The 21,425-nt window shown below is 74.7% G+C and carries 18 protein-coding genes; 10 read left to right on the top strand and 8 right to left on the bottom strand.

Annotation, left to right across the window (positions count from 1 at the left end; translation table 11 throughout):
* Positions 1–374: 374 nt before the first annotated feature.
* Together PV410_RS33120 and PV410_RS33115 are read left to right on the top strand one after the other, a co-directional pair.
* Positions 375–1,277, top strand: coding sequence for an MEDS domain-containing protein (locus PV410_RS33120; protein ID WP_500329452.1), 903 nt, complete (start codon positions 375–377; stop codon positions 1,275–1,277).
* A complete protein-coding gene (locus PV410_RS33115) occupies positions 1,277–1,705 on the top strand; it encodes an ATP-binding protein (RefSeq protein ID WP_500329451.1) in 429 nt (142 codons plus the stop codon). The genes PV410_RS33120 and PV410_RS33115 overlap by 1 nt, the downstream gene beginning before the upstream one ends.
* A gap of 231 nt (positions 1,706–1,936) precedes the next feature.
* Here the strand turns inward: PV410_RS33115 and PV410_RS33110 are convergent, their stop codons facing one another.
* Positions 1,937–2,668, bottom strand: coding sequence for a DUF429 domain-containing protein (locus PV410_RS33110; protein ID WP_500329450.1), 732 nt, complete (start codon positions 2,666–2,668; stop codon positions 1,937–1,939).
* A gap of 113 nt (positions 2,669–2,781) precedes the next feature.
* Between PV410_RS33110 and PV410_RS33105 the strand changes: the two genes are divergently transcribed.
* Positions 2,782–3,321, top strand: a complete 540-nt coding sequence (locus PV410_RS33105) for a hypothetical protein (protein ID WP_500329449.1) — start codon at positions 2,782–2,784, stop codon at positions 3,319–3,321.
* Between the two features lie 38 nt (positions 3,322–3,359).
* Here the strand turns inward: PV410_RS33105 and PV410_RS33100 are convergent, their stop codons facing one another.
* A complete protein-coding gene (locus tag PV410_RS33100) occupies positions 3,360–4,349 on the bottom strand; it encodes a helix-turn-helix transcriptional regulator (protein WP_500329448.1) in 990 nt (329 codons plus the stop codon).
* A 62-nt stretch (positions 4,350–4,411) separates the two neighbouring features.
* On the opposite strand from PV410_RS33100, the gene PV410_RS33095 reads away from it, so the two are divergent.
* On the top strand, positions 4,412–5,725 hold the full coding sequence (locus PV410_RS33095) for an FAD-binding oxidoreductase (RefSeq protein WP_500329446.1): 1,314 nt from the start codon (positions 4,412–4,414) through the stop codon (positions 5,723–5,725).
* A gap of 318 nt (positions 5,726–6,043) precedes the next feature.
* Here PV410_RS33095 and PV410_RS33090 read toward each other — a convergent pair whose 3' ends face one another.
* Complete coding sequence (locus tag PV410_RS33090; protein ID WP_500329444.1) at positions 6,044–7,024, bottom strand: phosphotransferase family protein; 981 nt, start codon at positions 7,022–7,024, stop codon at positions 6,044–6,046.
* Positions 7,025–7,308: 284 nt separating this feature from the next.
* On the opposite strand from PV410_RS33090, the gene PV410_RS33085 reads away from it, so the two are divergent.
* Positions 7,309–8,043, top strand: coding sequence for a hypothetical protein (locus PV410_RS33085; RefSeq protein WP_500329442.1), 735 nt, complete (start codon positions 7,309–7,311; stop codon positions 8,041–8,043).
* Positions 8,044–8,054: 11 nt separating this feature from the next.
* Here the strand turns inward: PV410_RS33085 and PV410_RS33080 are convergent, their stop codons facing one another.
* Both PV410_RS33080 and PV410_RS33075 read right to left on the bottom strand, forming a co-directional pair.
* Positions 8,055–9,038 (bottom strand): 2-hydroxyacid dehydrogenase, encoded by a 984-nt coding sequence (locus PV410_RS33080; protein ID WP_500329440.1) that lies wholly within the window; start codon positions 9,036–9,038, stop codon positions 8,055–8,057.
* A 51-nt stretch (positions 9,039–9,089) separates the two neighbouring features.
* On the bottom strand, positions 9,090–9,668 hold the full coding sequence (locus tag PV410_RS33075) for a TetR/AcrR family transcriptional regulator (RefSeq protein ID WP_500329438.1): 579 nt from the start codon (positions 9,666–9,668) through the stop codon (positions 9,090–9,092).
* Positions 9,669–9,770: 102 nt separating this feature from the next.
* On the opposite strand from PV410_RS33075, the gene PV410_RS33070 reads away from it, so the two are divergent.
* Both PV410_RS33070 and PV410_RS33065 read left to right on the top strand, forming a co-directional pair.
* Complete coding sequence (locus PV410_RS33070; protein WP_500329437.1) at positions 9,771–11,306, top strand: FAD-dependent oxidoreductase; 1,536 nt, start codon at positions 9,771–9,773, stop codon at positions 11,304–11,306.
* A gap of 181 nt (positions 11,307–11,487) precedes the next feature.
* A complete protein-coding gene (locus tag PV410_RS33065) occupies positions 11,488–12,243 on the top strand; it encodes an SDR family NAD(P)-dependent oxidoreductase (protein ID WP_500329436.1) in 756 nt (251 codons plus the stop codon).
* A 93-nt stretch (positions 12,244–12,336) separates the two neighbouring features.
* Here PV410_RS33065 and PV410_RS33060 read toward each other — a convergent pair whose 3' ends face one another.
* On the bottom strand, positions 12,337–13,530 hold the full coding sequence (locus tag PV410_RS33060; RefSeq protein ID WP_500329435.1) for an RtcB family protein: 1,194 nt from the start codon (positions 13,528–13,530) through the stop codon (positions 12,337–12,339).
* 216 nt (positions 13,531–13,746) lie between these two features.
* Here PV410_RS33060 and PV410_RS33055 point away from each other — a divergent pair, with 216 nt between their 5' ends.
* From PV410_RS33055 to PV410_RS33045, 3 genes are all read left to right on the top strand, one after another.
* Positions 13,747–14,553: a hypothetical protein gene (locus tag PV410_RS33055; RefSeq protein ID WP_500329434.1), complete on the top strand. Its 807-nt coding sequence runs from the start codon at positions 13,747–13,749 to the stop codon at positions 14,551–14,553.
* A 65-nt stretch (positions 14,554–14,618) separates the two neighbouring features.
* Positions 14,619–15,320: a DUF3558 family protein gene (locus PV410_RS33050; protein ID WP_500329433.1), complete on the top strand. Its 702-nt coding sequence runs from the start codon at positions 14,619–14,621 to the stop codon at positions 15,318–15,320.
* Positions 15,321–15,439: 119 nt separating this feature from the next.
* A complete protein-coding gene (locus PV410_RS33045) occupies positions 15,440–16,708 on the top strand; it encodes a DUF2637 domain-containing protein (RefSeq protein WP_500329539.1) in 1,269 nt (422 codons plus the stop codon).
* 4 nt (positions 16,709–16,712) lie between these two features.
* Here the strand turns inward: PV410_RS33045 and PV410_RS33040 are convergent, their stop codons facing one another.
* Complete coding sequence (locus PV410_RS33040) at positions 16,713–19,322, bottom strand: MXAN_6230/SCO0854 family RING domain-containing protein (RefSeq protein WP_500329432.1); 2,610 nt, start codon at positions 19,320–19,322, stop codon at positions 16,713–16,715.
* Between the two features lie 340 nt (positions 19,323–19,662).
* Entirely contained in the window at positions 19,663–21,327 is a 1,665-nt protein-coding gene (gene lysS, locus PV410_RS33035; protein WP_499513276.1) for a lysine--tRNA ligase, read from the bottom strand.
* Positions 21,328–21,425 lie beyond the last annotated feature (98 nt).

Below are 21,425 nucleotides of genomic sequence, written 5' to 3'. Positions count from 1 at the left end.
CTGTCCGGCCGGCGGGAAGCGGGACCACCATGTGTGACGCACGCCACAGACCCGACGGACCCCAGCTTGGCACGGGCAGCCGCTCCCTGCTGCGGGGCGGGACCTCCGCTCCCTACTGGACCACGGCAGGGACGCGAACACCGGCTTCACGGCGCATCCGGGTGACGTCACGCAGAACGGCCGGGCCGGCGTCCGGGCGGCCGGTGCGTTGATCGCCCGTCCGTCACATCGCGTTGACGGACGGGCGCTTCCGGGCAGCTCCGGCGTGCCCGCGATCGCTCCCCGCGCGATCCCGGCCAGAGTCGGTCCCGCCTGGCGGTCCCGCGGTGCGCGCTCCTACCCTCGGCAGCTCGGAAACCAGGGGGTGAGGACCGATGCCTGCCGCGGATGTGCGGGTCGTGCCGGTGCAGCGGATGCGGCCCGGCGACCACGCGTTCGTCAGTTACGACGGCGACGACACACGCTGGGACGTCCTGGCCGCGTTCGCACGGCTCGGGCTGGCGGCCGGCGAGCGGGTCATGGTCTTCGCCGCCCCCGGCGTGCCGGACCGGGAGGTGCTCGCCCACCTGGGTCCGGCCGACGACGCCGGGCGGCCCGGGGACGCCGACGCACGGGTGGAGTCGGCGCACCGGCGCGGGCAGCTCGTGCTGAGCAGCATGCGCGAGCTGATCCGTCCGGACCTCGCGTTCACGGCGGTACGGCAGCAGGGCCGGCTCGCCGAGGAGACGGACCGCGCGGTCCGCGAGGGGTACGCGGGCCTGCGCGCGTACATCGACATGCACTGGGTGCGCGACATGGGCGCGCCCATCGACGCAATGGTGCACCGCGAGACCCACGCCGACCACCTCTTCACCGGACGGCCGTACGCGGAGATCTGCGCCTACGACCGCCGGTGGTTCACCGGGGACGTGCTCGACGCGATGGCGCAGGCCCACCCGCGCAACCTGCTGACCCGGCTCGGCGCGCTGTACGCGGCGCGCACCGAGGGCCTGCTGCGGCTGCTCGGCGAGGCCGACCTCAGCACGCGGGATCGGTTCCACGGCGTGGTCGAGGACGCGCTGCGGCGGACCGTGGAGGGCGGGCGGCTCGTCCTGGCCCTGCGCGACCTGCACTTCCTCGGCGTCGGCTGCGCGACGGAACTCCTGACGCTGGTGGCCGCCGCCGGGGAGCGGGGGGTGCGGGTGGAGGTCCGCTGCTCCGCCTTCCACCTGACGCTGCTGCGCACGCTGGGCGCGACGTCCCTGCCGGGGCTGACACTGATCGAGGTGAGCGGCTGATGCTGGAGGAGCTGCACGAACCCTCCGCCGGCGATCCGGCCGCCGGGGGCTGCTGGCTGGAACGCGACTTCACGGAGGGCGAGCTGCCCCGACTGCGGGTACTGGCCGAGGAGTTCGCGATCTGGGCGGGACTTCCTGCGGCACGCCGCGGCGAGTTCGTCCTCGCGGTGAACGAGGTGGCCTCCAACGCGATCACCCATGGCGGCGGCCGCGGCCGCCTGATGCTGCGCCGGACCGACGGCGAGGTGCAGTGCCGGATCACCGACGCCGGCCCCGGCTTCAGCGCCGCCGTCATCCCCGAGCTGCTGCCCGGCCTCGACTCCCGCTGCGGGCGCGGCCTGTGGCTCGCCCGCCTGGTCACCGACCACCTCACGATCGCCACGGGCCCGGTCGGCGCGGTCGTCACCCTCGCGATCCGCCTCCACTGAGCGGGCGGCGCCCGGGCGGGGCCAGGCGGCTCGGGACGCCGCGCGGCACCCGAGCACGCCTCCGGCGGCCCGCGGCGCAAAGCCGTTGCCCAAGTACGAGTCGTGGCGGCGCCGTTGACTCGTACCCAAGGGGCCTCCAGGGGGCCCGGCCCCGGCGCGGGATGCCCACGCACCCCGGCCACCACGGTCACGTCGCCGCGTCCACCCTGCCGCCCGCACCCGCATCCGCGCTCACGGCAGGGCCGGGAGCGTGCCCTCACCGGGGAGGTGGATCCAGCCCTCGACGGCGGCCGCGTGGATCTGCTCCGGGCCGGCGGGACCGCGGGTGAGTCCGCGCTGGACGGCCCGTGCGGCGAGGGCGGCGACCAGCGCGTCGAAGGCGTGCTCGCTGCCGTCGTACGCGGCGCGTTCGGCCGGGCCGCACCGCAGCCAGGGGGCGGCCGCGCGGAGTTCGGCCGTCGAGCGCTCGGGGCCCAGGCCCCATCGTCTGCGGGACGCCGCCGGGTACACCTCGGCGATCCGACCGGAGCCGTCACGGGCCACCGGGCGGTCGCGGGCGGCGAGTTCGTCGGCGAGGTGGGCCCAGCGGGCGGCGGTGGCGCCCAGCCGGTCGAAGGCGACGGACAGCGGCCACCGGCCGCCGAGTTCCTCGTGGGTCAGGACGTCGGTGCGGCGGTGGCGCAGGGTCGCCCGGTACGCGGAGGCGTCGGTGCCCCGCCCGGGCCACGGCGTGCCCGCCGCGTGCGCGGCGACGGCCTCGACGAACGGGATCGGCCAGCCGAAGGGGCAGTCCACCCCGGCGCGTTCCCCCGGCTCCAGTCCGCACAGCAGGTCGGCCAGCACGTCGTCGGCGCACCCCAGCAGCGGCGGGGAGACGACGGCCGTACCGTCACCGGGCCAGGTGACAACCGCGACCGCGGTCGTCCGGGGGCTCGCGGCCAGGTCGATCCCGAGGGTGCGCACGGTCCCATCATCCCCGCCGCGCGGCGGGCGCGGCGGGGCGCGGCTGAACGTTCCGGTGCCGGGGTGCGTATCCCCTGCCGTACCGCACTGCAGCCAATGGTGAGGACCGGCCGATGAACGCTCAGAGCAACGTCCCCTTCCAGGGCCTTCAAGCGCTCCCCGACGGCGAGGCGGAACTGCCGCTCGTCGTGCACCTGCGGTGGGAGGACCTCGCGGCGCTGGGCCGTGAGGCGAGCCGGCTGGCGGTGCGGCTGCAGCGACCGGTGAGCCTCGACGAGGCGGCCGGGCACCATCTGCGGACCCGTTTCGGGGTGAGCCACGCGCCCGACAAGGACGAGCACCCGAAGACCGAGGCGAGCCGTGCGGTCACCGCGGCGGTGCCCTCCTCCGCCGCCCCGATGGCGATCGCGCCGGGTGCCGCGCAGCAGTCCGGGGGCGCCCACGCGGCTCCCACCCATGCGGCCCCCGCGCACGCCTCGGCCCACACCTCCGCGCACGCCTCGGCCCACACCTCCGCGCACACCTCCGCGCACACCTCCGCCCCGGCGTCCGGCACCGGGCTCATGCCGGGCCAGCAGCCCGAGCACCCGGGCAGGATGGCGCCGCTCGGTGGCCGCAACGTCGTGGAGCAGCCCACGACCGCCGCCGGGTAGCTCCCCGCTCCCCCGGCAACCGCTCCCCCGGCAACCGCTCACATCGCCGCGAGCGCGCGCCCGACGTCCCGCAGATGGGCGCGGAGCGCGGCCGGGGTGTCCTCGTCGAGGACGACGGGGAGCCCGGCCAGCGCCACGAGGTCGTGCGTGATCAGGTCCGGCGAGTCCGCGCCAAAGGTCACCCGGCAGCGGCCCTCGTCCAGCGGCGTCACCCGCCCGGGCAGCGGCGCCGGGAGGCGGGCCAGCACCTCGGCGGCCGGCGCGCCGACCGTGGCCGCGGCCGTGAAGCGGTAGGGGGCGGCGGTCAGCGTCGCGGCGAGGTACGCGGCGGGGTCGGCACCCGGGCCGCCGGGCAGGTCCCGCGGGGTGAAGCGGCGGTGGACGGGGGCGGGGCCGGTGAGCCGGTCCAGCCGGAACACCCGCCAGCCCGCGCGGTCGGTGTCGTAGGCGATGACGTACCAGCGCCCGTACGCGGTGGCGAGGCTGTGCGGCTCGGCACGGCGCCGCTCCGGGGCGGCGGCGCGGCCGCGGTAGTCGAAGGTCACCACCTCGTGGTCGCGGCACGCGGCGGCGAGGACGGCCAGTGCGTCCGGATCGGCCTCCGGAAGCGGCTGCCCGACCGGGACGCGGACGGAGGCCGCGCCGACGGCGGCGACCCGGGCCCGCAGCCGCGCGGGCAGCACCTGCTCCAGCTTGGCCAGGGCACGCACCGACGTCTCCTCGATGCCCGCCACACCACCGCCCGCGGCGGCCGTGCGCAGTCCGACGGCGATCGCCACCGCCTCGTCGTCGTCCAGCAGCAGGGGCGGCAGGTCGCGGCCGGAGGCCAGCCGGTAGCCACCGGCCGTGCCCGTGGTGCCGTGCACGGGGTAGCCCAGTTCGCGCAGCCGGTCGACGTCCCGGCGCACGGTGCGGCCGGTCACGCCGAGACGGCCGGCGAGCTCGGCGCCGGACCATGTGCGGCGGCTCTGCAGCAGCGAGAGCAGCCGCAGCATCCGGGCGGGCATCGTCGGGCGGTCCGTCGTCATGCGCCGAGATTTCCACAGCCTGGGGACAGGATGTGTCCTCAAGCGCTCCTAGCGTCGTCCCCATGTGGACGAACACGCACGAGGACACCCTGATCACCCCGGACGACGCGGGGTACGACGCCGAGCGCTCCGGTTTCCAGACCGCCTATCTCCACCGCCCCGACCTGATCGTCGCCGCCCGGACCGCCGAGGACGTCCGCGCGGCGGTGGTCCACGCGGCGGCCCGCGCGCTGCCGGTCGCCGTCCAGGCCACCGGGCACGGCCTGTCCGTGGCCGCCGACCGGGGTGTGCTGATCAGCACCCGCCGCATGCGCGCGGTCCGGGTGGATCCGGTTGCGGGCACCGCGTACGTCGGGGCGGGTGCCCGCTGGTCGGACGTCGTCGCGGCGGCCGCGCCCTTCGGGCTGGCGCCGCCGAGCGGTTCCTCGCCGGACGTGGGCGCGGTCGGCTACACCCTCGGCGGCGGACTGGGCCTGACGGCGCGCCAGTACGGCTGGGCCTGCGACCACGTACGGGCCTTCGACGTCGTCACGGCGGACGGCCGGGCCCGGCACGTCACCGCCCGGAGCGAGCCGGAACTCTCGTGGGCGCTGCGCGGCTCCGGCCACGGCCTCGCCGTGGTCACGGGGATGGAGATCGGGCTGCTGCCCGTGCCGGCGCTGTACGGCGGGCAGTTGGTCTTCCCGGCCGGGGCGACGGAGGAGGTGCTGGAGGCGTACCTGCGCTGGACCCGGGAGGTGCCCGAGGAGCTGACGTCCTCGGTGGCCCTGGTCCCGGCCGGGCCCGGGGGACGGCACCTCGCCTCGGTGCGGATCGCCTTCAACGGCCCGGCGGCGGAGGGCGAACGCCTGGTGGCGCCGCTGCGCGCGACCGGGCCGCGTACGACCGACGACCTGCGGCCCGTGCCGTACACCGAGTCGGGCGCCATCCACCGCGACCCACCGCGGCCGCACGCCTACGCCGCCGACAACGCCGTGCTGCGCGACGTCGACGCGGCCGCCCTGCGCCGGGTCCTGGCGGCGGCCGCCGGCACCGTCGTCGACCTGCGCCACCTCGGGGGCGCCCTGTCCCGGCCGCCCGCCGTACCGGGCGCGACCGGCCACCGCGACGGGCGGTTCCTGCTGCGGGTGATCTCGGCGGCAGCGCCGGAGATGGAGCCGGTCCGGGCGGTGCAGCGCCGCGTCCTGGCCGAGGTGGCCGACCGGACGGCCGGGCGCTGCCTGACCTTCGTCTACGGCGACGGGGCGGGGGCCACCCCCGCCCAGTTCGGTTCCGGCCACCCGGCGCCGGACGCCGAACGCCTCGCCCGCCTGAAGGCGGCCCTCGACCCCGGCGACCTCTTCCGCTTCAACCGCGGGGTGCGGCTGGGAGGCTAGCCCGCCCGGCCCGACCCGAACGCCGTGTACGTGACCCGGCTGCCGCGGTGGGGAGACCCACGAGGGGCCGCCGGGGTTGTACTCGGCCGTGTCGTCACATGCCCTCCCCCAACCTTCGGCCGGGGGTGCCCCCACCCCGCGCCGCTCCCCCAGCCGGCGCTGGGAGGTGCCCCAGGCACGGCACTCCCCAGCCTTCGGCCCGGGGGAGTCGTCGAATCGTCCAAGTAGCCCACTACGAGACGACTCTCCGCCTTGCGATGCACCGCACCTGGGGGCACCTCCCAGCGGAGCTGGGGGAGCTCATTTTGACGACACGACCTAGCCCCGCCGCACGGCCCGGAGCTCCGCGACCCAGCGGCCGAGGACGTCGCGGACGTGGTCGGCGTGGTCGGCGGGATAGCCCCGCGGGCCGCACTCGACGACCAGGATGAGACCGAGGTAGACGCGGTAGAGGGCCAGCCGGTGCAGCGTCGAGGGCCCGAAGTCCAGGGTGCCGCCCGCCTCGTGGTAGCCGGCGACGAGGTCGCTGTCGGGGCCGGTGTCGCCACCGAAGGCCAGGGAGACCAGTTCGGCCACCGGGTCGCCCCAGAAGGCCCGCTCGTGGTCGATGAGCCCGGTGACGACGGAGCCGTCGTCGGCGACGAAGACGTTGCCGGGCCACAGGTCGAAGTGGACCAGCCGCGGCTCGGTCACCTCCGCCAGGACGTCCGCGCCCTCCGCGACGAGCGCGCGGACCTCGTCGGGGGCGACGCCGAGCGGGGTGCTCCAGCGCACGGCCTCCTCCAGCATCGCCTCCACCATGGCGCCGAAGGCCGTCGGCCAGTCCGCCGCCGACAGCCCGGCCTCGGGGGCCGGGTAGCCGTACCGGCCGTCCTCCGGGGCGAGCGTGTGCAGCCGCGCCACGATCCGGCCCAGTTCACGGCGCAGCGCGGCCTGCCGGTCCGCGGGGAGGCGGTCCGCCGCCTTGTCCCAGGGGGTGCCGGGCAGGACCGACAGCGCCATGAAGTCCGGTGCCGCGTGCAGCAGTTCCGGCAGCGGCACATCGCCGAGGGCGGCAATCCGGCGGTGCGCCATGACCTCGGTGGCCATGATGCCGCGCTCGTAGCGCAGCACCAGGGCGTCCGGCGGTGGGGCGATCTTCACCACCGCCGGACGCCCGTCGTCGAGCCGCACCCGGTAGGCGGCGTTGAACCAGCCGTCCGTGAGCTCGGCCTCCACGCTGCAGCCGAGGCCCGCCGACTCCCGGAGCAGGGCGGCCAGTTGTCCGGCGGTGAGGGCGCGCTTGGTCAGGCTCTTCATGTCCCCGCATGCTATGAGAGCGCTCCCACGCTGTCACGGTCGTGCGCGGGGCCGGTCCGTCACGGCACCCGTTCCGACGTCGGCGCGTCCACGGCGCGCCCGGATTTTCGGGGGCGCGCGGGTACACCCGTCACGCCCGGTACCGCAACCCCTACGCGCCTGGTCTGTTCCCGGGCCACTTTCATATGGCAATCTCATCTTCACGTCGTACGCTCAGGCCCCACGTCCCCCACGCTCACCTCCTCAGCCCCAGGTTCCTCAGGATCGACGAAGAGAAGACCGCCGTGGCGTCCCTGCCCCTCACCCTGGCGGCTCGTCTGCTGCCCACCGCCATACTCGCCATCGTCGGCTGGACGATGGCCTCCTCGTCCCACGAGGACCCCGGCCGCACGTCGGCGAACGGATCCCGGACCGGCTCCACCGCGCCGTCCGGGTCGGACTCCGGCGCGGGTTCGGACTCCGGTTCCGGCTCGGGCTCCGGTTCGGACGGCTCCAAAGACGCGCCCGCCACGTACTCCAAGCCGCCCGCGCCGTGCACCGCGATCAAGACCGCGACCATCAAGAAGCTGGTCCCCGAGGCCAAGACGACGGGCAAGCAACTGTCCCTCACGGACCCCTCGCACCGCACGGGCTGCTCGTGGAACGCCCTCAAGGGCTTCGACTACCGCTGGCTCGACGTGACCTTCGAGGTGTCCACGACCGGTGGCGGCCAGGACGGCGAGGCGGCGGCGAAGGCCTCCTACAAGCGCCTGAAGAAGGCGGCCACGGCGTCCGGGATCGGTGACGAGGCCTCCGTGTCCGTGGAGCTGACGACCGAGGACAAGCAGCAGACGCGCGAGGCGGTCGTGGTGTTCCGCAAGGGGAACGCGGTCGTGACCGTCACCTACAACGGCAGCGACTTCGAGAACAAGAAGGCGCCGGACGAGTCCGAAGTCCGCGACGGTGCCCTGGCGGTGGCCAAGGACGCGCTCGCCGGGCTCGGCCCGGGCACCAACGTCGAGGGCGACCAGAGCGCCTGAGCCGGGCCGGTTCAGTCCTCCGTGGCGGGGACCACGTCGCGTGGCGGGCGGCCGTCGAGGAAGTCCACGACGTTGCGGACGGCGGCGAGCGCGATCCGGGCCACCGTGTCCCCGGTGGCGCCCCCCGCATGCGGGGACAGGACGACGTTGGGCGCGTGGAGCAGCCGCATCCCGGCCGGCGGCGGTTCGGGGTCGAAAACGTCGAGCCCGGCACCGGCCAGGCGCCCGGCCTCCAGCGCGTCAGCGAGCGCGTCCTGGTCGACGACCGCGCCCCGCGCGGTGTTGACCAGGAAGGCGGTGGGCTTGAGCAGCGCCAGCCGTCGCGCGTCGAGCAGATGCCGGGTCGCGTCGGTCAGCGGGACGTGGACGGACACGTAGTCGGCGGTCGCCAGCAGCTCCTCCAGCGGGAGGCGGCGGGCCCCGAGCAGCTGCTCGGTCGCGGCCGGTACGGGCCGGCGCGAGGTGTAGCGGACGGTCATCCCGAAGGCGGCGGCCCGCCGGGCCACGGCCTGCCCGATCGCCCCGAGGCCGATCACGCCGAGGACCCTGCCGTCCAGCTCGGTCAGTGACCGCTGCAGGCGGGGCAGCGGCCATTCGCCGCGGGACAGCGCCTCGTGCGCGGGGACGGTCCGCTTGGCGAGCGCGAGCATGAGCGCGAAGGCCTGCTCGGCGACGCTCTGCGTCTCGGCCCCGCTGGAGCCGATGGTGCACACGGGCACCCCGCGGGCGCGGGCGGCGGCGACGTCCACGTGCTCGTGGCCGTGGCCGGTGCACTGGACCAGTTCCAGGGCGGACGCGCAGGCGAGGTGCCCGGCCGCCACGGGGCCCAGCGCGGTCATGATCACGTGGGCCGCGGCCAGGGCGGCCGGGTCCTCGTCGGCGGACTCCACGACGGTCACGACGGCCCGGCCCTCGAAGAGCCGGGCCAGGGTGGCACCGACGCGGCGGCCCCCGACGTGCGGCGCCACGACCGCGAGGACGTTCTTCGGCTCCATGCGTCGTCACTCCTTCGTTCGCGGATATGTCCGCGGGCCCCTCCGCGGAGGTCAGGGCGCCGCAGCCGTCAGGTACCGCTGGACGGTGGGCGCCAGCCAGGCCACCACCTCCTCGCGCGGCATCGCCACGGCCGGCGGGAAGCGGAGCACGTACCGGCTGACGGCCATGCCGAGGATCTGCGAGGCCACGAGCACGGCGCGTTCCGTGGCGCGGCCGGGCTCCGGGTCCGGGCACACCGCGGCGGCGACCGGTGCGAGCTGCCGCTGCAGGATCGACCGCATCCGCTCGGCGCCGGCCGGGTTGGTGACGCCGACGCGCAGCAGCGCGGTCAGCGTCTCGTCCTCCTCCCAGCGCTCCAGGAAGTGCGCGACCAGGACGGCCCCGACGTCCTCGGTCGCGACCGCGGTCACGTCCGGCATGCGCAGGTCGAACTCGGAAGCGGCGGCGAAGAGCCCCTCCTTGTTGCCGTAGTAGCGCATGACCATCGAGGGGTCGATGGCCGCGTCCTTGGCGATGGCGCGGATGGTCGCCCGCTCGTAGCCGTCGGCGGCGAAGCGGTCGCGAGCCGCGGCGAGGATCGCCGCGCGGGTGGCGTCGGAACGGCGGGGGGCGGGGGACGTCGTGGTCATGCCCACAACTGTAGGCCAACGACTGTTGACATCGCCAGAGCGGCGGGGCTACGTTTGCCTACAAGCGTTGGCCTACAAGCGTTGGCATCCGAGGAGACCGCCGTGACCACCGAGAACCGCACCGACGCCACTCGCACCGCCACCCGCACCGCCACCGGCACCGGGGAGCACCCGGCCGGGGTCCTGGTCGTGGGCGCGGGCCCCACCGGCCTGCTGCTCGCCGGGGACCTGGCCGCCGCCGGCGTCCCCGTCACCGTCCTGGAGCGCCGCGGCCCGGGGCACGGCAACCTGAGCCGGGCCTTCGGCGTCCACGCCCGCACCCTCGAGCTCCTCGACGCCCGCGGCCTCGCCGACGAGCTGGTCGCCACCGGCCACCGGCTGCGCGGCCTGCGGCTCTTCCGCCGGTTGTCGCTGGACCTGGCGGAGCTGCCCTCCCGCTTCCCGTACCTGCTGATCACCCCCCAGTACGAGGTCGAGCGGCTGCTGGAGCGCCGGGCCCGCGCCGCGGGCGTGCGCTTCGAGCACGGCGCCGAGGTCCTCGCGGTACGCCAGGGCGACGAGGGCGTCGCACTCGACGTCCGCACCGCGGACGGCGCCGTCACCACCCGGCGCGCCGCCTACGCCGTCGGCACCGACGGCCACCGCAGCGCCGTCCGGACCGCCCTGGGCCTGCCCTTCCCCGGCCGGTCCGTCATCCGGTCGATCGTGCTCGCCGACGTCCGGCTCGCCGAACCGCCCGCGGAACTGCTGACCGTGGGCGGCACGGGCGACGCCTTCGCCTTCCTCGCGCCCTTCGGCGACGGCTGGTACCGCGTGATGTGCTGGGACCGCACCGGCGAGCGGCCCGACAGCGACCCGGTCGGCCTCGACGAGGTCCGCGCCATCACGCGCCGCGCCCTGGGCACCGACCACGGCATGGGCGAGGCCCGCTGGCTCTCCCGCTTCCACAGCGACGAACGCCAGGTGCCCGTCTACCGCGTCGGTCGCGTGCTGCTCGCCGGCGACGCGGCGCACGTCCACTCCCCCGCCGGCGGCCAGGGGATGAACACCGGCCTGCAGGACGCCGCCAACCTCGGCTGGAAGCTCGCCGCCGTGGTCCGCGGCCACGCGACCGACGCCCTGCTCGATACCTACCAGGCCGAACGGCACCCGGTGGGCGCGACGGTGCTGCGCAGCAGCGGCGGCATCATCCGGCTCGCCATGGCCCACAACGCCCTCCAGCGGACCTTCCGCGACCTGGTCTCCCTGGCCGTGGGCCACCTCCCGCCGCTGCGCCGCAGGGCCCTGGGCGCGATCACCGGCATCGGCATCGCCTACCCCGCCCCGCGCGGCGCCCACCCCCTGACCGGCGGGCGCGCCCCCGACCTGCCGCTGCGGGAGGGCCGGCTGTACGAGGCCCTGCGCGCCGGCCGCTTCGTGCTCGTCGCCCCCGAGGGCGCGGCGGCCGGACCCGCCGACGCGCGCGCCGTCCACGTCACCCGTACGGACGGTGGCCGCACCACGCTGCTCGTACGCCCCGACGGCTACGTCGCCTGGGCCGCCGACGGCGCCGCCGGCGGCGACCACGACGCCGCCCTCACCGCGTGGGCCGGGGAGGCAGGGCACATGACCCGGCCGACCGCGGGCATCCGCAGCTGACGGCCGCCGGGCACGGTACGGGCGGCCGAGTTCAGCGGCGGGGAGCCGGTGTTCCTTCCGTGGTTCACCCGGCGGACCGCCCTGAGAGCGCTCGGCACCACCGCGCCTATGCTGCAAGCGTAGGCGGGCACTTGCCCCTCCCGACCTCCCGACCTCCCGACCGGCGAAAGGCAGCACGACCATGAGCCCCCGTACCGCAGTCGTGACCGGCGCGAGCAGCGGCATCGGTGCCGCCACCGCCCGCAGGCTGGCCGAAGCCGGCTACCACGTCGTGCTCACCGCCCGCCGCGCAGACCGCCTGGAGGCGCTCGCCAAGGAGATCACCGCCGCGGGCCACTCGGCCGCCGCCGTGGCCCTCGACGTCACCGACCGCGGCGCCGTCGACGCGCTCGCCGCCTCGCTGGACCGGGTGGACGTCCTGTTCGCCAACGCCGGCGGTGCCCTCGGCGCGGACCCGGTCGCCACCGCCGACCCCGAGGAGTGGCGCACGATGTACGAGGTCAACGTCCTCGGCGTGCTCCACACCGTCCAGGCGTTCCTGCCCGGGCTGATCGCCTCCGGCGACGGGACCGTGGTCGTGCTCTCCTCCACCGCCGCCTTCACCCCGTACGAGGGCGGCGGCGGCTACGTCGCGGCCAAGCACGGCACCCACGCGCTCGCCGGCACGCTCCGCCTGGAGCTGCTCGGTGAGCCGGTCCGCGTGATCGAGATCGCCCCCGGCATGGTCAAGAGCGAGGGCTTCGCGCTCACCCGCTTCCACGGCGACGAGGAGAAGGCCGCCGCCGTCTACGCGGGGGTGGCCGAGCCCCTCACCTCCGAGGACATCGCCGACACGGTCACCTGGGCGGTCACCCGCCCGTCCCACGTCAACGTCGACCTGCTGGTCGTCCGCCCCCGTGCCCAGGCCGCCCAGCACCGGGTGCACCGGGAGCCGTAACCGCCCGGCGGGGGCGTCACCGCTGCACCCACCGTCGCCGTGGGACCGGCGGGTCCGGCGGCCGCGCACGGCCCCGGACCCACCCGCCCGGGCTCAACCCTTGACGCAGACGACCTGCTTGAGCTTCGCGACGACCTCCACGAGGTCCCGCTGCTGCTCGATCACCTTCTCGATCGGCTTGTACGCGCCCGGGATCTCGTCCACCACGCCCGAGTCCTTGCGGCACTCGACGCCCTTGGTCTGTTCCTCCAGGTCCCGCGTGGAGAACCGCTTCTTCGCCGCGTTGCGGCTCATCTTGCGGCCCGCGCCGTGCGAGGCGGAGTTGAAGGCGTCGGTGTTGCCGAGCCCGCGGACGATGTACGAACCCGTGCCCATGGAGCCCGGGATGATGCCGTGGTCGCCGCTGCCCGCCCTGATCGCGCCCTTGCGGGTGACGAGCAGGTCCATGCCGTCGTAGCGCTCCTCCGCCACGTAGTTGTGGTGGCAGGAGATGACCTCGTCGAAGGTGACCCTGGCCTTGCGGAACTCGCGCCGCAGCACCTCCTGGAACAGGGCCATCATGATCGCGCGGTTGCGCTTCGCGTAGTCCTGGGCCCAGAACAGGTCGCGCCGGTAGGCCGCCATCTGCGGGGTGTCCGCGACGAAGACGGCCAGGTCGCGGTCGACCAGGCCCTGGTTGTGCGGCAGCTTCTGGGCCTCGCCGATGTGGTGCTCGGCGAGTTCCTTGCCGATGTTCCGCGAACCGGAGTGCAGCATCAGCCAGACCGCGCCCTCCTCGTCGAGGCAGACCTCGATGAAGTGGTTGCCGGAGCCGAGCGTCCCCATCTGCTTCGTCGCGCGCTCGTACCGGAACCTGACGGGCTCGGCCAGGTCGTCGAAGCCGTCCCAGAAGCGGTCCCAGCCGGCCGAGGGCAGGCCGTACAGCCGGGCGGGGTCGACGGCCTCCTCGTGCATGCCGCGGCCGACCGGGATGGCCTGCTCGATCTTGGAGCGGAGCCGCGAGAGGTCACCGGGCAGGTCGTTCGCCGTCAGGGAGGTCCGCACCGCGCTCATGCCGCAGCCGATGTCCACGCCGACCGCGGCCGGGCAGACCGCGCCGTGCATCGCGATCACCGAGCCCACCGTCGCGCCCTTGCCGTAGTGGACGTCGGGCATGACGGCGAGTCCCTTGATCCACGGCAGCGAGGAGACGTTGCGCAACTGCTGCATGGCGACGCCCTCGACCGCGGCCGGGTCGGTCCACATGCGGATCGGTACCTGCACTCCGGGCACTTCGGTGTACGACATCTCGTTCCCCCCTGGGTCGGACGGTGGAATCCATCAAGGCAACACAAACAACACGTCTTAATGGAAAGCGAAATAAAGGGTGAAGTCAGCCATACAGCCCCATGATCCGGCGACGGCCGCAGCGCGTGCGGTAGACATTGTGTCTACCCGTCGCCCACCCCCGCCAAGGGATTTACACGGGCGCCGGACCGACCGCCGGAGGAAGGGGCCACCTCAGTGCAGCCAACGGGAGACCGCGTCCACCGGATCCGGGGCCTGCTGGCCGCGGCGTGCACGACGGCGCTCGCCGTCGCCGCACTGGCCGGGTGCAGCGGGTCGGGCGGCTCCGGGGACGGCGCACGCAACGGCGACACCGCGGACGGCAGGCAGTCCACCCCGGCGGCCCCGCCCGGCCGCTACCGGGTGCTGCCCGAGCCGTGCGGTTCGGTCGCCGCGGACACCCTCGGGAAGTTCGTCCCGGACGCGGACGACGACGCGGGCGAGGCGACCGTGACGTTCGACACGGACCGCAAGGTGGGCTGCAAGTGGACCGGCCGCACCGACCTCGGCAACCGCTACCTCCGGATCGACCTCGAGCGCGTCGTGTCGTACGACACATCCGTCAGCGACGAGAGCCAGGCCACGGCGGACTACGACAGCCGGGCCGCGGAGGCCCACATCCCGGCCGCCGCGGCGCCGGCCGACGCCGTCGCGTCCGCGTCGGCCACCGCGGGTCAGCCCAGCTCGCAGGCCGGGAGCCCGGCGGTTCCGGACTCCCCTTCGCCGTCCGTGACGGCCACCGGCGAGACCGCCCCGCGCACCCTGGACGACCTCGGCGACGGGGCCTTCCTCGACGACGTCCTCAAGGACCAGGGCCCCGGACTCCACCGCGACGTCACCGTCGTCTTCCGCATGGCGAACGTCCTGGTCACCGTCGAACTCTCGCAGTGGTCAACGGACAAATCGGTCGAACCGCCCAGCGAGGAGCTGCAGCTGGGGGCCCGCCAGGTCGCGGCGGAGCTCGCAGATCAACTCGACGAATGAGGCGAAGCGCGTAGTCTGGCCGTTTGTGCCATGACATGACACGCACCGAAATGAGCGAAGGACCCATGCACCGATCAGCCCCGCACCTCGCCCGCCTGCTCGTCGGCGCGGCCGTGCCGGTGATGCTCGTCGCCGGCTGCTCCTCCGGCTCGGACTCGTCGAAGGACGACGCGCAGAAGGCGGCCGCATCCGCCCCCGCGTCGAAGTCCGCGTCACCGTCGCCCAGCGCCGTCGCCGCCAGGTACGCCGAACTCCCCGACCCGTGCCGGGTCATCGGCGCCAAGACCGTCAAGTCCCTGGTTCCGAAGGCCAAGAAGCCGGCGGGCACCCCCGCGCACTCGGCCGAGCGCGACGAGCGCGGCGGCTGCTCCTGGAACGGCCTGGACGGCTACCAGTACCGCTGGCTGGACGTCTCGCTCCAGCGCTACGACGCGGTCGCGGGCCTCGGCTCGGCCGAGGAGCAGGCGAAGGAGCGCTACGCCGAGCAGGTCGCCGAGGCCGGCAAGGCGAAGGGCGCCAAGAGCACGCCGGTCACGGTGGACGGCGTGTGGGACGCGGGCACCGCGGTCACCTCGTCGGTCAAGAAGGACAAGGAGGAGTACCGGGACGTCACGGTCGTCGCCCGCACCGGGAACGCCGTGCTGGTGCTCACCTACAACGGCGCGGGCCTCGAGGACGCGAAGACCCCGGCCGAGTCCGGCCTGAGGTCCGGAGCGCTCAAGGCGGCCAAGGAGGCGGCCGCCGCGGTCGCGGCGGCGAACGCGTAACAACTGCGGGATCCGCTGTACCGATTCACCACGTTTGGGCAACCTGCCCGTTGCCCCGTGTGGCAGGCTGGGCAGGCCAGTTTCCGAGCCTGGGAGGGTCGCGGGTGTCCGCGATACGCATGAACCGGACGCACCGGATCCTGATCGGTGTGGTCGTCACGGGCGCCGTGGTCATCGCCGCGATCGGCTTCGCGGGCTCGTACGCGGCCGTGCGCGAGCTGGCGCTGCGCAAGGGCTTCGGCTGGTTCGCCAACGTCTTCCCGGTCGGCATCGACGCCGGGATCGTGGTCCTGCTCGCGCTCGACCTGCTGCTGACCTGGCTGCGCATCCCGTTCCCCCTGCTGCGCCAGACGGCGTGGCTGCTGACGGCGGCGACGATCGCCTTCAACGGCGCGGCGGCCTGGCCCGACCCGCTCGGCGTCGGGATGCACGGCATCATCCCGATCCTCTTCGTCGTCTCGGTGGAGGCGGCCCGGCACGCGATCGGCCGGGTCGCCGACATCACCGCCGACAAGCACATGGAGTCGGTCCGGCTCGCGCGCTGGCTGCTGGCGCCGTTCGCGACCTTCCGCCTCTGGCGGCGCATGAAGCTGTGGGAGCTGCGCAGCTACGACGAGGTCATCCGGGTCGAGCAGGAACGTCTCGTCTACCGGGCCCGGCTGCGCGCCCGCTACGGCCGCGCCTGGCGCCGCAAGGCCCCGGTCGAGGCCCTGATGCCGCTGAAGCTCGCCCGGTACGGGGTGCCGATGGAGCAGACCGCCGCCATCGGCCTCGCCGCGGCGGGCATCGAGCTGCCGGCCCCCGCCGTCGCCGCGCTGCCCGCCCCGGAGGCCGCCCCGGAGGCCGCACCGGCACCCGCGCCCGCACCCGAGGAGCCCGTCCCGGCCCCGGCACCGGCCCCCGAACCGGTCCTGGCCGAACCGCAGGTCCCGTACCGGGCCCCCGCTCCCGCGCCGGAACCGGCACCTGAGCCGTACCAGGCACCGGAGCCGTACCAGGCGCCCGCCCCCGCGGTCGACCCGGTCACCGCCCCGATCACCGCCCCGGTCGGCGCAGGGAACCGACGCCGCGCCCTCGCCGACGGCAACGGCGTGATCCCCACTCCCCGCAGCGAGTTCGCCCCGGAGCCCGACCCGGACTACTACCCCGAGCCGGAGCCGGAGCCCGTCACGGAGGACACCTCCCGCGAGGAGATATACGACCGCGCCTTCCGGGCCTACCACCAGCAGTTCGGCAACTTCCCCAACGCCCGCCAGTTCGGCCTGATCCTGCAGGACCGGTACGGCATCTCCAGCCCCAACGGCGGCCCCCTCAGCGAGAGCACGCTGCGCCCCTACGTCCGCGACCTGCGCCGCCGCCTCGAACTCGACGGCCAGTACGCGTCGTAGCGCCTCAGCCGGCGGCCGGGGCCGGGGCCAGCGAGGCGACCACGTCGGACGCCGACAGCAGCCGCGCCTTCGCCGCGTCGAGGGCCGCCGGGTGCAGCGCGAACACCTCGCCGCCCTCGGCCACGGCGACGTCGCCGCGCAGCAGGTACGCCAGCCGGGCCGCCTCCGGCACGGCGCCGTCCGCCGGGTCGCCGGACGGGGTCCCGATCCGCGCGGCGAACTCCGCCGCGGACTCGGCCTCCCGGCGCCGGTAGGCGGTCGTGGAACCGTCCGCGTGCCGGATCAGGACCGTCGCGGCGCGCGCCGCGGCCTGCCAGACGGCCAGTTCGCCCAGCCCCACGCGGGCCCCGGAGGCGAACACAGTGGTGAGGGCCTTGCCGAGCGCGGCGAGGTCGTCGCCGTGCCGCGCCACGCAGTGGCCGGTGCCGGTGACGCCCTTGACCACGTCGAGCCACCGCATCGTGCGGGCCGCCACGTCGATCACCAGCGGCACGCTCGCGCGGGCCCGTCCGGTCAGGTCGTAGCGCTGCTCCACGGCGCGTGCGTCGAAGACCGGCCCGGCGTCCCCGGGCTCGTCGCGCGCCATGAGCCCGGCGAAGCCCTCCGCCAGGTCCTCGAAGGGGACGTTGTTGTACGAGAAGACCACCGCGACCAGGTGGCGGACCCCGGCGTCCGCCAGCTTGTCCAGGTCGAGGTCGACGAACTCGCTGGCGCCCTGCGGCGCGGGGGCGCTGGTGAGGTCGCCGGAGTGCACGGCGGCGTCCTCCGCGAACCGCAGGCGCGTGTAGTCGCAGTGGCCGACCGGGTTCCACTCCGCGTCGAACAGGGCGGTGGACAGGTCGAGATCGGTCCGTCCGGACCGCTCGCTCTCCATCCAGTGCAGGAACAGCCGGACCGTCCTCCCGTCCGGCACGGGCAGCTCGCTGCCGCGCGGCAGGGTCACCAGGGCGCGTGAGGCGGTGCGCTCGGTGAACGGCGCGATCAGGCCGTCCAGGCCCGCGTCCACGACGGCGACGTCGACCGCCTCCCGCTCCGCCGCCCGCCGCAGCACCTCGGCGTGGAGGACGGCCACGGCCTTCCCGACCACGTCGGCCGCGATCGGCAGCCGGTCGTCGTCCGCCAGGTGCGCCTTGGCGCTGCCGCCCTTCGGGAAGAACACCCGGGTGCCGTCCGCGTGCGGACGGCTGCGGAGGGCGCCGAGCGCGGACAGCAGCACCGCGGGCGACACCCGGGGCACCGCCGTCTCCAGCGCCGACAGCACCACGTCCGCCTCCGCGGCCTCGGACAGCCGCAGCAGGTGGTCGAGCCGGCGTACGAACTCGCCCGGCCGCCGGCCCAGCAGCGCGACGGCCGCCGGTACGTCCATGGCGTCCAGCGCGGCCTCGACCCCGCCCGCCCAGCCGTGCACCCGTACCGTCGTCCCCGTCGCGTCGATCCGCGGCGCGCCGTCGGCCGCCGTCCGCAGGGTCGCGGTCAGCGCGTCGCCGTCCGCGAGCCGGGTGTCGCGCAGCGCCGCGACGGCCAGTGCCGCCCGCGGGAAACGGCCCGCGTGCTCGAAGGGGTGCAGGAGCTCCGCCGCCCGCAGCCAGGCGTGCCGGTGCCGGCGCATGTCCTGTGCGACCAGGTCCGGAGCGAGTCCGTCGAGCACCCCGAGCAAGGCGCGCCGCAGCGGCCTCGGCACCGCGCCGAAGCGCGGCAGGTCGACCAGGCCGGGGTCGCCGCCCGAGCGCACGGCGAGCAGCCGCAGCACGTCCGTCGCGGTGTCGACGCGGGCCGCGACGGCCGGGAGGCTCGTCTCGTACGCGGCGGGATCGGCCAGCAGCCAGGCCAGCACCCGGGCCTTGGTCTCCCGGCCCGGGATCTGCTCGGGCAGCCACGCCGGGGCGGCCCGGTCGCGGGTCTCCAGCAGGGCCGTGAGGTCGTCGGCGTCATGCGGGCCCAGGGCGCCGGTACGGGCGAGGAGCCCGCGGATCTCCTCCGTGGCGTCCGCGTCCCGGGCGGCGAGGTCGCCGCCGTACTGCAGCACGCGCAGCCGCTCGGGCAACGCGCGTCGCAGCCCGCCGAAGCGCCGCGGCCGGCGCGGTCGCAGGAAGGGGTCGTCCGCGTCGATCCGGCGGTGGCAGACGGGGCACGCGGAGAAGTCCGCGCCGTCGAAGCAGGACCGGCACACCAGGTGCGCGCAGGGCGAGACCGCGTGGACGGCGCCCTCCGTGCCGCACAGCACGCAGGGCTGCTCCGGGTGCTGGAAGAGCAGGGTGAGGACACGGTCGACGTAGAAGGCGAAGGTGTCCCGCGGCGTGCTGGTGGGGAAGTCGCGGAACAGCGGCTCGTGGGGCCGGTCGGCGCCGAGCGCCTGGTCGACGTCGGCCAGCAGGGCCCGCCCGGCCGCGGTCAGCGCGGCCTCGCTCCGCTCGGTGAGCGCGGCCCGCAGCGCGGGCGCCATCAGGTGACCGCGGTCGAGGAGGTCCGCTTCCAGCAGCGCCACGCCCGCGACGGCGTCGAACGACGACTCCGCCTGGGCGGCCGGCAGGTAGACGGCTCCGCGGCGGGAGAGCAGTACGGCCGCGAGCGTGCGCGGCGCGGTGGAGGTGGCTGCGGTCGTGGCCGTGGACATCCTTGTCTCCCCCTGGTCGATGTGCGGGGCGGGAATTGGGCGCGCTGAAATCCATCGCGGAAAGCGACTTCGCAGAAGAAGGAAGCACGCCCGGGAGCCGCCCGGGACCCGGTCCCGTGCCCGGTCCCCATGTCCGGGCCGGTGAGCCGGTTTGCGTGGGCGGGGCGGGAAGCCGGTGCCCTGGTTCAGGGAAAGTGAGAGAAGGAAGCACACCGTGAGCCGCCCCGCGCCCGATGACCATAGCGCGCGCCGCTCACCGCCGCGTTCGAATATTCGCCGGCCCGCACGACGACGGCGGCGGGTGGCATCGCCACCCGCCGCCGTCACATCTGAGTCCGGCTCAGCTCGCCGCGAGCAGCTCCCGCACGCGGTCCTGACCCACCGCCAGCAGCAGCGTGGGCAGCCGCGGCCCGGTGTCCCGGCCGACCAGCAGCTGGTAGAGCAGGGCGAAGAAGGACCGCTGGGCGACCTTCATCTCCGGCGTCGGCTTGGCGTCGGGCGCGAAGCCGGCCTGGACCTTCGGCACGCCGTAGACCAAGGTGGTCAGCCCGTCCAGCGACCAGTGCTCGGGCAGCCCGTCCACCAGCAGCTTCAGCGCCTCCCGCTCCTCGCCGGACAGCGCCGCCAGGGCCTCCGCGTCGGGCTCGGTACGCACCCGGGTGCGGGCCTCGGGCTCGACGTGGGTGTTCACCCAGCGCTCGGCGCAGTCCAGTCGCGGCCGGGCCTCGTCCAGGGAGGCCAGCGGCTGCTCCTGGTCGAAGTCGCGCAGGATGCGCAGCGTCTGCTCCTCGTCCCCGGTCGTGATGTCCACGACCGAGGCGAGGGTGCGGTAGGGCAGCTTGTGCGGGGTGGTGGGCAGCTCACCGCTGGCGGTGCGCGCGGCCCGCGAGTGCACCGCGAGGTCCACCGGGGCGGCCGTGCCCTCGGCGACCTTGCGCTCCAGCGCGTCCCACTCGTCGTAGGTGCGGGAGATCTCGTCGCCGAAGGAGATGTTGAACGCCTGGTTCGGCCGGCGGCGGGCGTACAGCCAGCGCAGCAGCTGCGGCTCCATGATCTGCAGGGCGTCGGCCGCGATCGGCACGCCGCCCTTGGAGCTGGACATCTTGGCCATGCCGCTGATGCCGACGAAGGCGTACATCGGGCCGATGGGCGGCTCGGCGCCGAAGATCTCGCGGACGAGCTGCTGGCCGACCATCCACGAGGAGCCGGGCGACTGGTGGTCCACGCCGGAGGGCTCGAAGTCCACGCCCTTGAAGGCCCAGCGCATCGGCCAGTCGACCTTCCAGACCAGCTTGCCGCGGTCGAACTCGCTCAGCCGCACCGTCTCGCGGTTGCCGCAGGCCTGGCACTCGTAGGTGAGGTCGGTGGTGTCGTCGTCGTAGGCGACGACCGTGGTCAGGTCCTTGTCGCAGGCCGAGCAGTAGGGCTTGTACGGGAAGTACTCGGGGGCCTGCGCGAGCGAGGCCTCCTCGTCGTCCTGCTCCTCGCCGCCCTTCTTCTTCGTCCGGTAGCGGCCGAGCACCTCGTCGATCCGCCGGCGCTCGCGCATCGCGTGCAGGATCTGCTCGCGGTAGGTGCCGGAGGTGTACTCGACGGTCTGGCTGATCTCGGTGACCTCGACGCCCAGCGCCGCCAGCGCCTCGCGGAACGGGGCCTTGAAGTGGTCCGACCACGTCTCGTACGGGCTGCCCTCGGGCGCGGGCACGGAGGTCAGCGGCTTGCCGATGTGCTCCGCGTAGGACGGGTCGTAGCCGGCCGGCACCTTGCGGTAACGGTCGAAGTCGTCCCAGGACAGGATGTGCTCGCACGGCACGCCGCGCCGCTTGATCTCATCGGCGACCAGGTGCGGGACCATGATCTCGCGCAGGTTGCCGAGGTGGATCGGCCCGGAGGGGCTGATCCCGGAGGCGACGACGATTTTCTTGCCCGGAGCCCGCCGCTCGGCTTCCGCGATGACGTCGTCCGCGAAGCGGGCGACCCAGTCGGCCTCGGTGCTCTGAGCCACTGTCTCGACTTCCTTCCACCTGTGCAGCGGGTAGCGCGGTACCCGGCAATTGTCCCAGAGAAAAATGAGTGGTAGCGCGTGGGATACTGAGGGTTGAT

Origin of the sequence: Streptomyces sp. PA03-5A (genome assembly GCF_033792725.1) — a bacterium.
Taxonomy (GTDB): domain Bacteria; phylum Actinomycetota; class Actinomycetes; order Streptomycetales; family Streptomycetaceae; genus Actinacidiphila.
This window is presented reverse-complemented; position numbering and strand designations above follow the sequence as displayed.